The 12,038-nt window shown below is 52.2% G+C and carries 11 protein-coding genes and 2 tRNA genes; 4 read left to right on the top strand and 9 right to left on the bottom strand.

Translation table 11 applies throughout. From position 1 onward, the window contains the following. Window positions 1–859 precede the first annotated feature (859 nt). The 9 genes from AAC007_RS05985 to AAC007_RS05945 form a co-directional block, all read right to left on the bottom strand. Window positions 860–936 (bottom strand) — tRNA-Met (locus AAC007_RS05985). Between the two features lie 74 nt (window positions 937–1,010). Next, the gene (gene ychF, locus AAC007_RS05980; RefSeq protein ID WP_295876116.1) at window positions 1,011–2,102 is read right to left on the bottom strand and encodes a redox-regulated ATPase YchF; all 1,092 of its coding nucleotides are present in this window, start codon (window positions 2,100–2,102) and stop codon (window positions 1,011–1,013) included. A 6-nt stretch (window positions 2,103–2,108) separates the two neighbouring features. After that, a complete protein-coding gene (gene pth / locus AAC007_RS05975; RefSeq protein ID WP_296435057.1) occupies window positions 2,109–2,696 on the bottom strand; it encodes an aminoacyl-tRNA hydrolase in 588 nt (195 codons plus the stop codon). 39 nt (window positions 2,697–2,735) lie between these two features. After that, the gene (locus AAC007_RS05970; RefSeq protein WP_339675229.1) at window positions 2,736–3,368 is read right to left on the bottom strand and encodes a 50S ribosomal protein L25/general stress protein Ctc; all 633 of its coding nucleotides are present in this window, start codon (window positions 3,366–3,368) and stop codon (window positions 2,736–2,738) included. 87 nt (window positions 3,369–3,455) lie between these two features. Further along, a complete protein-coding gene (locus AAC007_RS05965; protein ID WP_255558321.1) occupies window positions 3,456–4,391 on the bottom strand; it encodes a ribose-phosphate diphosphokinase in 936 nt (311 codons plus the stop codon). Between the two features lie 144 nt (window positions 4,392–4,535). Continuing rightward, window positions 4,536–4,610, bottom strand: a tRNA-Gln gene (locus AAC007_RS05960). 22 nt (window positions 4,611–4,632) lie between these two features. Then, entirely contained in the window at window positions 4,633–5,478 is an 846-nt protein-coding gene (gene ispE, locus AAC007_RS05955; RefSeq protein ID WP_296435056.1) for a 4-(cytidine 5'-diphospho)-2-C-methyl-D-erythritol kinase, read from the bottom strand. After that, on the bottom strand, window positions 5,478–6,053 hold the full coding sequence (gene lolB / locus AAC007_RS05950) for a lipoprotein insertase outer membrane protein LolB (RefSeq protein WP_339675227.1): 576 nt from the start codon (window positions 6,051–6,053) through the stop codon (window positions 5,478–5,480). Before lolB ends, ispE begins: the two co-directional genes overlap by 1 nt. Window positions 6,054–6,060: 7 nt before the next feature. Then, window positions 6,061–7,827, bottom strand: coding sequence for a tetratricopeptide repeat protein (locus tag AAC007_RS05945; protein WP_339675226.1), 1,767 nt, complete (start codon window positions 7,825–7,827; stop codon window positions 6,061–6,063). A gap of 182 nt (window positions 7,828–8,009) precedes the next feature. Between AAC007_RS05945 and hemA the strand changes: the two genes are divergently transcribed. From hemA to moeB, 4 genes are read left to right on the top strand one after another with little or no spacing between them, the layout of a single operon-like run. Beyond that, the gene (gene hemA / locus AAC007_RS05940; protein WP_296435052.1) at window positions 8,010–9,281 is read left to right on the top strand and encodes a glutamyl-tRNA reductase; all 1,272 of its coding nucleotides are present in this window, start codon (window positions 8,010–8,012) and stop codon (window positions 9,279–9,281) included. 32 nt (window positions 9,282–9,313) lie between these two features. Then, the gene (gene prfA / locus AAC007_RS05935) at window positions 9,314–10,396 is read left to right on the top strand and encodes a peptide chain release factor 1 (RefSeq protein WP_295876096.1); all 1,083 of its coding nucleotides are present in this window, start codon (window positions 9,314–9,316) and stop codon (window positions 10,394–10,396) included. Next, window positions 10,396–11,256: a peptide chain release factor N(5)-glutamine methyltransferase gene (gene prmC / locus AAC007_RS05930; protein WP_339675224.1), complete on the top strand. Its 861-nt coding sequence runs from the start codon at window positions 10,396–10,398 to the stop codon at window positions 11,254–11,256. Before prfA ends, prmC begins: the two co-directional genes overlap by 1 nt. Further along, window positions 11,256–12,005 (top strand): molybdopterin-synthase adenylyltransferase MoeB, encoded by a 750-nt coding sequence (moeB, locus tag AAC007_RS05925; RefSeq protein WP_339675386.1) that lies wholly within the window; start codon window positions 11,256–11,258, stop codon window positions 12,003–12,005. The genes prmC and moeB overlap by 1 nt, the downstream gene beginning before the upstream one ends. Window positions 12,006–12,038: the final 33 nt, after the last annotated feature.

Below are 12,038 nucleotides of genomic sequence, written 5' to 3'. Positions count from 1 at the left end.
GTGATGGTAGCAAGGGGCTTGCTGCGGATTGATCAATAACAGGCTAGGGCCTGTTATTGCCCCTTCGGGCGGCTGTGCCCGTCTAAAATGCTGACCGCATTTTATCATCCACCCGTCGAGTGTGGCGTACTTTTCTGGGGGCATAAAAAAACCACCGTTAGGTGGTCTTTTCGAATAATGGTAGCAAGGGGCGGATTAATCATAAGCAGACTAAGGTCTACTTATGCCCCTTCGGGCTGCGCCATGTATAAAAAGCATACATGGCTTGTCTAAAATGCTGGTCGCATTTTATCGAACCGCTGCGGCGGGCTGATCAATAACAGGCTGGGGCCCGTTATTGCCCCTTCGGGCGGCTGTGCCCGTCTAAAATGCTGACCGCATTTTATCATCCACCCGTCGAGTGTGGCGTACTTTTCTGGGGGCATAAAAAAACCACCGTTAGGTGGTCTTTTCGAATAATGGTAGCAAGGGGCGGATTAATCATAAGCAGACTAAGGTCTACTTATGCCCCTTCGGGCTGCGCCATGTATAAAAAGCATACATGGCTTGTTTAAAATGCTATTCGCATTTTATCGAACCGCGCGGCGGTTCTCATCCACCCATTGAGTGTGGTGTCCTTTCCGACAGCCGAAAAAAAACCACCGTTAGGTGGTCTTTTCGAATAATGGTAGCAAGGGGCGGGCTGCGGATTGATCAATAACTGGCTAGGGCCTGTTATTGCCCCTTCGGGCGGCTATCGCCGTCTAAAATGCTGGTCGCATTTTATCGAACCGCTGCGGCGGTTCTCATCCACCCGTCGAGTGTGGCGTACTTTTCTGGGGGCATAAAAAAACCACCGTTAGGTGGTCTTTTCGAATAATGGTAGCAAGGGGCGGATTCGAACCGCCGACCCCAACATTATGAGTGTTGTGCTCTAACCAACTGAGCTACCTTGCCACAGTCTCTCGTACGAGAGAAGGCGCGCATTTTCCAAGGATCGGCGCACCTTGTCAAGCGCGGATCAGTTCGCTTTACACATTGAAGCGGAAATGGACGACGTCGCCGTCTTTTACGACGTAGTCTTTGCCTTCTAGGCGCCATTTTCCAGCGTCTTTTGTGCCTTGTTCGCCTTTGTATTGTATGTAGTCGTTATAGGCAATCACTTCGGCGCGGATGAAGCCTTTTTCGAAGTCGGTGTGGATTACGCCTGCAGATTGTGGGGCGGTGGCGCCAACGGGAATGGTCCAAGCCCGAACTTCTTTTACGCCTGCGGTGAAGTAGGTTTGCAGGCCGAGTAATTGGTAGCCGGCGCGAATCACGCGATCTAGACCGGGCTCTTCCATGCCCAGGTCGGCGAGGAATTCGGCTTTTTCGCTGTCGTCTAGTTCGGCAATTTCTGATTCGAGTTTATTGCAAATCGGAACCACGATGGCGCCGTCTTCGGCGGCGATGGCGCGCAGCACGTCTAGGTGAGGGTTGTCTTCAAAGCCTTCTTCGTTGACGTTGGCGATGTACATGGTCGGTTTGATGGTGAGCAGGTGCAGGCTGCGGGTGCGGGCCATTTCGTCGGCGTCTAGACTCAGTGAGCGCACGGGCTTGCCTTGGTCTAGATGGGCGAGCAGCTTCTCGTATAGGTTTTTAAGTACGGTAGCGTCTTTGTCGCCGCTTCTGGCGACCCGAGCCACTTTTTGTAATTGTTTATCGATACTTTCCATATCGGCCAGTGCGAGCTCGGTATTGATAATCTCGATATCGGCGGCGGGGTCAATTTTGTTGGCGACGTGAATGATGTTGTCGTCTTCAAAGCAGCGCACAACGTGGGCGATGGCATCGGTCTCACGGATGTTGGCGAGGAATTTATTGCCTAGGCCTTCACCCTTTGAGGCGCCGGCAACTAAGCCTGCAATGTCAACAAACTCCATGGTGGCAGGCATGATGCGCTCAGGTTTCACGATTTCTGCCAGCGCGTGCAAGCGCGGGTCTGGCACCATGACGATGCCGGAGTTGGGCTCGATGGTGCAGAAAGGGAAATTGGCCGCGTCAATGCCTGCATTGGTGAGGGCATTGAAGAGGGTGGATTTGCCGACGTTTGGAAGTCCGACGATACCGCAGTTAAAACCCATGTGATATTACCCTTGTTTATAGCTGTGCAGTTGATTCATGGCTTTGGCCCAATCTCCGTTTACGGCGTCGGGCAGTGTTCGCAGTGCCTCATCGATACAGTGATCGATGCTTGTACGGTCATCGGCGGAAGGTTTGCCGAGTACATAATTGGTGACTTGTGACGCGTGGCCGGGATGGCCGATGCCGATTCTTAATCTGTGGAAATTACTATTATTGCCGAGTTGGGCGACGCTGTCGCGAAGACCGTTGTGACCACCGTGGCCGCCGCCTTTTTTATAGCGCGCGCTGCCGGCTGGAATATCCAGTTCGTCGTGGGCAATAAGTATGGATTCGGGCTCAATTTTATAAAAATTGGCGAGTGCGGCAATGGCTTGTCCGCTTCGATTCATGAAAGTGCTTGGAATAAGAAGGCGGAGATCGCTGCCCTGATATTGGATTCTGGCAGTTTCACCGTAGAACCGAGATTCGCTAGATAGCGTGCAGCCTTGTTGCCGAGCAAGCTCTGTAACGAACCAGGCGCCCGCATTGTGACGTGTATCTTGATATTGTGGGCCGGGGTTCGCCAAGCCTACTATCAGTTTTATCGTTTCCAATGGGACGCCTGTTACTGTTGGCCCCTAAGGGCCGTCAGCTTACTCTTCTGCTGAAGCTTCTTCTTCGTCATCGCTGCTGTCGCTAGCGCCGCGTGGCGCGTGTACAGTGGCAATAGCCAAGTCGTGATCTTCACCTAGTGCTAGTGCTGGGCTTTCTACGCCAGCAGGTAGCGTGAGGTCAGAAATGTGCAGGGTAGTGCCTGTTTCAATCAACGCCATGTCCACTTCAATGAACTCTGGTAGGTCTTTTGGTAAGCACTGAACTTCTAGATCAGTTGCGGCGTGAATAATGTTGCCGCCCTGAGTTTTAACACCAACACAGATATCTTCGTTCAGGAAGTGAAGCGGAACGTGCAGAGTGATTTTGGTGTTGGCATCAACACGCAAAAAGTCAGCATGGATCAGTTTCAATTTTGCTGGGTGGCGCTGCAAGTCTTTAAGTACAACAGATTCTTTTTTGCCATCGATGTCTAAAGTGACGACAGAAGTGAAGAAGGCTTCATCTTCCAAGAACCACAAGAAATCTTTGTGCAGAATGCTGATCATTTGTGGTGCGCTGCTGCCACCGTAAACAATCGCTGGTACTTCATTTTCCAGACGACGCAGGCGGCGGCTCGCACCTTTCCCTACGTCTGCGCGCGCTTTGGCGCTAACTGTGTAATCGCTAGACATAATAGTCTCCTTAATAACGCGAAAACCGCCGACTTGCGACCAGTGCGGCGGTAAATGTCGATGGCGCTGTTGTTAAATCGTTATGATTTAACGAAACAGAGCGCTTATCGACTCTTCATTACTAACCCGTCGAATTGACTCGGCCAGTAGATTTGCCAGGGTTAGCTGACGAATTTTAGTGCACTTTTTAGCTTCTTCTGACAGCGGAATGGTGTCGGTAACCACCAGTTCGTCTAGTTCAGAGCCATTGATATTCTTAATGGCGGCGCCGGATAATACAGGATGTGTACAGTAAGCGACAACTTTTGCTGCACCGTGCTGCTTTAGCGCTTCTGCTGCTTTGCATAATGTGCCGGCGGTATCGACCATGTCATCGACCAGCAAACAGGTTTTGCCTTGAACTTCACCGATGATATGCATGACTTGAGCAACACCCGCTTGCGGGCGGCGTTTGTCGATAATGGCAAGGTCGGCATCGTCCAATTGTTTGGCTACAGCGCGGGCGCGAACAACACCGCCGATATCTGGCGACACAACCATTTGGTTTTCGTATTGCTGGCGACTAATGTCGTCTAACAGGACGGGCGAACCGTAAACATTGTCTACCGGCACATCAAAGAAGCCCTGAATTTGCTCGGCGTGCAAGTCGACGGTTAGTACGCGGTCAATGCCCACGCCGCTCATCATGTCGGCAACGACTTTGGCGGATATTGGCACGCGCTGAGAGCGCACGCGGCGATCCTGGCGAGCGTAACCAAAATACGGTACCACGGCGGTAATACGACCAGCGGAGGCTCTGCGCATGGCGTCTGCCATCACGATGAGTTCCATCAGATTGTCATTGGTCGGTGCGCAGGTCGGTTGCAGAAGAAAGACGTCTGCGCCGCGTACGTTTTCATTTACCTCAACGTAAATTTCGCCGTCGCTAAACTTGCCTACCGTGGCATCGCCAAGGGGCAGGTGCAAATGCTCAACAACTTTACGTGCGAGTTCGGGATTGGCATTGCCGGTGAAGACCATCATCTTTGGCACGGTCAGAGTCCTGTTGGGCATGTGTTTTGAAAAATAAGGTGGTTGCCGCTTATATATCAAGCTAGGCTTATTCAGGTCGTTATTATACGCGACTGATTTTGATTACATGCCGCTTTTGGCGGCATGGTCTAAATATGGCTGGGGTGGTAGGACTCGAACCTACGGATGCTGAGATCAAAACCCAGTGCCTTACCACTTGGCGACACCCCAATAAACTTTTTACGATAACCTGCTAGAGTAAGCCCAGTGCACGATGCAGTGGCGAGGTATTAACACCTCGGGCAACAAAACCCTGAATATCATCGGGTCGCTGCTCGCAAACAGTCTGAGCTGTTATCTGATCTTCGAAGCTGGCGAACACGCATGCGCCTGTTCCAGTTAGCTTCGCGGGAGAGAATTGTTCCAGCCAAATCAAGGCTTTATCAATCTTTGGGTATAGTTTTCGAACCAGCGGTTCACAACTATTTCCGGTACCCCCCCCAAGAAAGGTCGCTATTTTGATCGGTGAGTCATGGCGTGTCAATTGTTCATGACAAAAAATTTCTGCTGTGGAGACGTGGCAGTCGGGCTTTATCACCACATACCAGAGTTCAGGGGTTTCCAGTGGCTCTAATTTCTCGCCAATTCCCTCCGCCCACGCGGTTTTGCCACGCACAAATACCGGAACGTCAGCGCCAAGTTCAAGCCCAATCTCCGCCAAGGTGTCGAGGCTGAGACCCAGCTGCCATAGCTTATTCAGCCCTAATAATGCGCTGGCGGCATCTGAGCTGCCGCCGCCGATACCGCCACCTAAGGGCAGGCGTTTGTCTAATTGGATGTCTGCGCCGCAGGCGATGTGCTTGCTATAGGCTTGCAGTTTGCGAGCGGCGCGAACCACTAAATTATCTTCTGAATTTACGCCACTTAGTTCACTGAGGAGGCGAATTTTGTCGTCGTCGCGGTGTTTGAGGGTCAGGGTGTCGCCGTAATCCAACAATTGAAACAGAGTTTGCAGCTCGTGATAGCCGTCTGGACGACGGCCGGTGATCTTTAGAAATAAATTAATTTTTGCGGGGCAGGGAAGGCTAAGTGTTTGCATTATTCGCGACAGAGTTTAGGCAGGTCCAGCCACTCACTAACGATTAGTGTCAGCTTGGTATTGGCTGAGTTGGCGGTAATTCTATTGGGCAGTTGGTGAAATGGCGTGCGGTATTGATACGTGATTTGCCAGCCAATTTGTGCCAGCTCTTCTAATTGACCGTTGGTATTTACGCGACCATCTAATTTTTCGGTGGGGGTGGGGCGACCTCTTACCCAATAGCGCAGAGCGTCAACTGGCAGTGGCCACTCGGCGCGACTGGCAAGTTCTTCGATGCTGTCTGCGTGAGTGGTTTCGCCGTTCTGTATTAAGGTAGCGCCTGCTTGGTCTGCAGATAACTCAATGCCGCCCGAGCCTAGCGGTCCGCTCAGGCGGATTCGGCCGCGCTCAGCATTACATTGCGACCAGTCAATCGTCGCGCTTTCCTGTTTGTTGTTATACCAAAGGCCGATTTTACCCTGTAACTGCCAGGTTTCAGATTCGCTATTGATTGGCGGCTTTGGCGGAGTTGCGCAGGCGCCGATGAGCAGTGTTGCTATTAGGGCAAGGCTTCGCAATATGAGCGATGTGGGCATAATTAACTTACTCATTGAAAAGATTTAGTTTGCGCAGTGTGTCGAGAATGATTGGGCTGTTGGGTGTGTCTTGTAAGCCCGCTTTCCAAACGGCTTTTGCGCGTTCCTTGTCGCCAGTTAACCACAGCGCCTCACCGAAATGTGCTGCGATCTCATGATCCTGTGTTTGTTTGAATGCTCTTTCTAGCAGTAAGACCGCTTCGTTAAGGTTGCCTTTCAGAAGCATTATCCAGCCATAGCTGTCGATAATCGCTGGGTCGTCGGGCTCAATTTCCAGCGCGCGCTTAACCAGTTGCTCCGCCTCGTCCAGGCGTGAGCTAAGATTGGCCAAGCTATAACCAAGCGCATTCAGCGCCGTTGCGTTCTTGGGGTCGCGGTCGATAATATACTGTAAATCGCTTTCTACAGCGTCAATATTGCCGAGCCTTTCGCTAAATAATGACCTCGCGTACCTAAGTTGTTCATCGTCAGGATAGCGGTTTAGCGCCTCACTGAGTAAGTCATAACCTGTTTGGTAGCGGGTTTCTTTGCGTAAGATTTCAGCCTCAAGCAGATAGATATGGATGGTTTGTTCCGGATGGTTTAGGCGCAGGGCTTTGAGTCGCGCCAAGGCTTTATCGATACCTTCGACGGCAAGACTGATACTGGCGATTCGCTGACTCGATTGATTGAATTCTTCGCTGCCGGTAGCTTGCAAGTAATGCTCTATCGCCTGGGGCCAGTTTTGATCTTCTTCGTCCAGTCTGCCAAGAATATAATTGGCGCGGCTGCGAAGTTCTGGCGTGTCGTTAAGCGACTTAAGTTGTTCTGCGACCTCGGCGGTGTTGCTTAACTCGCGATTAATAAGCATGAGTTCGAGCAGCAGATCGCGGTCGTTCGGGTTTTGTCTTCCTAGTTCTTCATATTGCGCCTTGGCCTGAAACAAGTCGACTTTCACAAGGCGGCGAGCGAGGTCGTGGCGCAGGCGTTTGTGGTGGGGATTTTGATCGACGGCATAGCGCAGTCTGGTCAGTGCTTCTTCGTCGCGGCCGAGTTGGCTAAGCGTGCGTGTTTCGATGAGGAGCGCATGGGGGTTGTCGGGCTCTTCATTTAATACTTCGCGGACAAGTATCAGGGCGGACTCTTCCTGCTTTTTGTACTGCAGTATTAGCGCCTTGGCAATTTTTAGCGAGTTGTCGCCAGGGTGTAGTTTAAGCTGGCGATTGAGCTCATCGAGAAATTCAAGTTGTTCGCTCTCAGTTCGTCCAAGCACGGTGGCGGCTAAGGCGGCGAAGTTACTGTCGCCGCCTAGCTCAAGTACTTTGACCATATACGGCAGGGCGGTAAGTGGGTTTTGGCTCTTGGCGAGTGACGACGATAAAATGAAGTACGCCTCTGCCGCCTCCGGTTCTTGGTCTACCCAGAGTTTGGCATACGTGGCGGCAATGTCATCACGGTCGAGGTATTGGGCTAATTTGGCAGTCGTAATGATGACACCCAAATCCCCGGTTTTTTCCGCTTGATAGGTGTAATTGTCCAGCGCGGTTTCAACGTCTTGGTTTCGCAGGGCGACCTCGGCCACCAGCAAATCAAAAAAAGCGTCCTCTGGAAATGGGCGTGTTGCTAACGCGGGCTTGGCACTGGCGGTCTTTTTAACAGTGGGCGACGGTTCTTGCTCGGACGTCAGTGCTGCGCAGCCACCGGTGGTGAGGATAGCTAGGCTCAGCATTAGGCTGGTAAGGATTTGGTGCATAGCGTAGTTGTCGGTACCGTGTTTAAAGGCCAATGTTAGCATGGCTCTCAGCTGGTGGTTAGGGTGCTGAATAGGACAGTTACCTAGGTATTTAATTCGCAGTGCGGGTGCTAGCTGCAGATTGTTTTGTAAAAGCAGGTAATAAAATCCACATTTGGCCCCTGTCTTGCTAAAATTCCCTGCTATTTTAGCTCCGCTCTGGAAATGCAGGTACTCGGCATCTAATGAATTTGCTCGTAATTGGCATTAATCACAATTCGGCCCCCGTTTCGATTCGCGAGCGGGTCGCGTTTGTGCCTGAGCAAATGCAGCAAGCTTTAAAGGACGCGGTGCTAAGTACGGGAGTGTCGGAGCTGGCGATTCTGTCCACCTGTAACCGCACTGAGCTGTATGGCATTGCTGATGATGATGGCGATGTAGTGGCGACTAGTATTTTGGAGTGGCTGGCGGCGTATCATCATATTGACCACGCTGAGCTGAGTGTCTGTCTCTACGATTACCGTCGCGATGGCGCCTTGAAGCATATGATGGAAGTCGCCGCGGGTTTGGATTCGATGGTGTTAGGTGAGCCGCAAATTTTAGGGCAAATGAAATCTGCCTATGCGGTTGCCGTTGAGGCGGGTACCGCCAACGGCTTATTGCACCGGATTTTTGCCCATGTTTTTTCCGTCGCCAAACGCGTGCGAACGGATACGGCGGTGGGGGCAAACCCGGTGTCGGTTGCCTACGCGGCGGTAAATTTAACCCAACACGTATTTTCTTCGCTGAGCAGCTGCACGGCCTTATTGATTGGCGCCGGTGAAACCATCGAGTTGGTCGCGCGGCACCTGCACGATAAAGGCATAAAACGCATTATCATTGCCAACCGCACCCTCGAACGGGCTCGGGAACTGGCGCAAAAGTTTGGCGCTGAAGCCGTTATGCTGTCGGATATTCCGCAAAGCCTTGTCGGTGCCGATATAGTAGTTGCGTCAACGGCGAGCCAGCTCCCAATATTGGGCAAGGGCGCTGTTGAGGGTGCCTTAAAAAAGCGTAAACACCGACCAATGGTGATGATTGATATTGCGGTGCCGCGAGATATTGAGCCGCAGGTTGCCGAGTTGGCGGACGTATACCTTTATACCGTCGATGATTTGCGCGAAATTGTTGAAGAGAACAAGCGCGCGCGTCAAGGTGAGGCGCTCAAGGCCGGGGATATCATTACTCTGGCGCTGGGAGAGTGGGAGTCCCAGTTGAAAACGCGAGATGCGGTCGGCACGGTACGAGATTATCGCGCCAAGGCTGAACAGTTGCGTGACTCAGAGCTTGATCGCGCGCTGCGCAATTTGGCGCGGGGCGATGACGCCGAACAAGTACTGGAGCAGCTCGCGCGCGGTTTAACAAATAAATTGATACACAGCCCGACCACCCAAATAAAAGAAGCGGGTGCCAAGGGGCGAACAGACCTTATTCATTGGGCACGAGAACTGTTTCAACTAAAAGACAGTGATTCGTAAGCACAAGACCCTAAACAACCAAGTGAGAAAATATGAAGGCCTCCATTGTCATTAAACTCGACAATTTGCTTGATCGTTACGAAGAGATAGGCGCCTTGTTGAGCGACGGTGAAATTATTGCCAATCAGGATCGCTTTCGCGGTTTGTCGAAAGAGTACGCTGAAATTGAGCCAGTCGTGGAAGCCTACGGTCGTTATCGGCAGATAACAGAAGACTTGGCCGAGGCGACGGCAATGCTGTCGGAAGATGACGCCGACATGCGCGCTATGGCTGAAGAAGAGGTCTCGTCGGCCAAGGAAAAGTTAGAGGCTTTAGAGTTAGAGCTGCAAACCTTATTGCTGCCCCGCGATCCTAACGATTCCCACAACGTGTTTTTGGAAATTCGCGCCGGTACTGGCGGTGATGAAGCCGCCATTTTTGCGGGGGATCTGTTTCGCATGTATTCCCGTTACGCCGAGCGTAAAGGTTGGCGAGTGGAAGTGCTTAGCGAGCGACACGGCGAACACGGCGGCTTTAAGGAGATTATTAGCCGCGTGGCGGGGCAGGAAGTGTACGGTCATCTCAAGTTTGAGTCCGGCGCGCACCGTGTTCAACGCGTGCCAGAAACCGAATCGCAGGGTCGTATCCACACGTCGGCATGCACGGTTGCGGTTATGGCTGAGCCAGAAGAGGCTGACCACATCGAGCTTAATAAGGGCGATTTGCGAATCGACACCTTTCGCTCAAGTGGCGCCGGTGGTCAGCACGTCAACACCACTGACTCGGCGGTGCGTATTGTGCACATTCCCACTGGTATCGTCGTTGAGTGCCAGGACGAGCGTTCGCAGCATAAGAATAAGGCGCGGGCAATGTCCTTGCTAGCCGCTAAGGTTAACGACGCCGCGAGCAGCAAACTGCAGGCAGATCAAGCAACCGAGCGCCGGAATTTGGTGGGAAGCGGAGATCGCTCGGAGCGTATTCGCACCTATAATTTCCCGCAGGGTCGGGTTACCGATCACCGTATCAATTTAACCCTGTATAAATTGGACGAGTTTGTGCAAGGCGATGTCGACTGCGTGGTGTCGCCTTTGCGTCAGGAATATCAGGCTGATCTTCTGGCGGCATTGGCGGAATAATGACCGGGTCCCTTGCTGCCAGCGGATTGACCATTGCAGCGGCGATGGCAAAACGGCAGCAGCTGCGTGGTGTTAGCGACACGCCGGATTTAGACGTCGCGCTGCTGCTATGTCATTGCATCGCCAAGCCGCGCAGCTATCTTTACAGTTGGCCAGAGCGTGAGCTCGAAGCTTCGCAAGAGCAGCAATTCCTCGCTTTATTAGATCGTCGTATTGCGGGCGAGCCGATAGCCCATATCTTGTGTGAGCGAGATTTTTGGTCGCTGCGCTTGGCGGTATCACCGCTGACCTTAATTCCCCGGCCAGATACCGAATGCTTGGTTGAGCGGGCGATAGATATGCTTGACGGGCAGCGGGCTCCGCGTGTTTTAGATCTAGGCACTGGCACTGGCGCAATCGCCTTGGCCATAGCATCTGAAAGAGCTGATGCAGTCGTACTAGCTACAGATTTTTCAGCCGAGGTATTAACCTTGGCCGAACAGAATCGCAACACCCTCAAGCTTAATCATGTACAGCTAATGTGTTCACACTGGTTTGAGTCGATACCCGCGCAGCGTTTTCACCTCATTGTGAGCAACCCCCCGTATATTGATCCGCAAGATCCCCATTTAATTGAGGGTGATGTTCGCTTTGAGCCGAAATCAGCGCTGGTTGCTGAGGATGGCGGCATGGCTGATTTACAACGCATTATTAGTGCTGCCCCCGACTACTTAGAGTCAGGCGGTAAGTTATTGCTTGAGCATGGTTACAATCAGGCTGAGCTTGTGCGTGAATGTTTGCGCGAGCGGGGCTTCGTAGGCGTTGGCTCGCAAGTCGACTACGGTGGCAATGAGCGAATTAGCTGGGGGATGTGGCAATGATGAATGACGAGCAATTACTGCGTTATAGCCGCCATATTCTGTTGCCAGATTTAGACATCGACGGTCAGCAAGCCTTATTAAATAGTAAGGTGTTGATTGTCGGAATGGGCGGCCTCGGATGCCCTGCGGCTTTATATCTTGCTGCATCAGGTGTTGGTGAATTGCATTTGGCCGACGATGACAAGGTTGAATTAAGTAACTTGCAGCGTCAAATTGCCCATGGTGAAGCGGATGTGGGCAGTTTCAAAGCTGAGTCGGTGGCCGCTAGTATTGCGGCCATTAATTCAGGCACCAAACTCAACGTTATGAATGTGCGTTTGGCGGGTGATACGCTGCTAGAGGCGGTTAAGTGTGTCGATGTGGTGGTGGACGCTAGCGATAACTTCAGTACCCGCTTTGCATTAAATAGCGCCTGCCTCGCAGCGCGCCGGCCGCTGGTATCGGGGGCTGCGATTCGCGGTGAGGCACAATTAAGCGTATTTGATTTTAGGCGCAATGACTCGCCTTGTTACCGCTGTCTTTATCATGAGGCGGACGATGCCGCTTTGAACTGCTCGGAAAGCGGCGTGCTTGCACCTATCGTGGGCATGATGGGCAGTATGCAAGCACTCGAGACACTAAAGTGTATAACCGGTATGGGTGAGGCCTTGGTGGGCCGTCTACTTATTATTGATGGTCTGAGTATGGATGTGCGACAACTAAACCTGCGCCGCGACCCAGAATGCCCCGCTTGCCAGACCCGCAATTAATCCTGCCGGTCGCAACATAAGATCGGGTATTGA

Origin of the sequence: uncultured Zhongshania sp. (genome assembly GCF_963975605.1) — a bacterium.
GTDB lineage: Bacteria > Pseudomonadota > Gammaproteobacteria > Pseudomonadales > Spongiibacteraceae > Spongiibacter > Spongiibacter aquimaris.
Note: the sequence above shows the minus strand (reverse complement) of the source record. Positions and strands in the feature narration are given on the sequence as shown.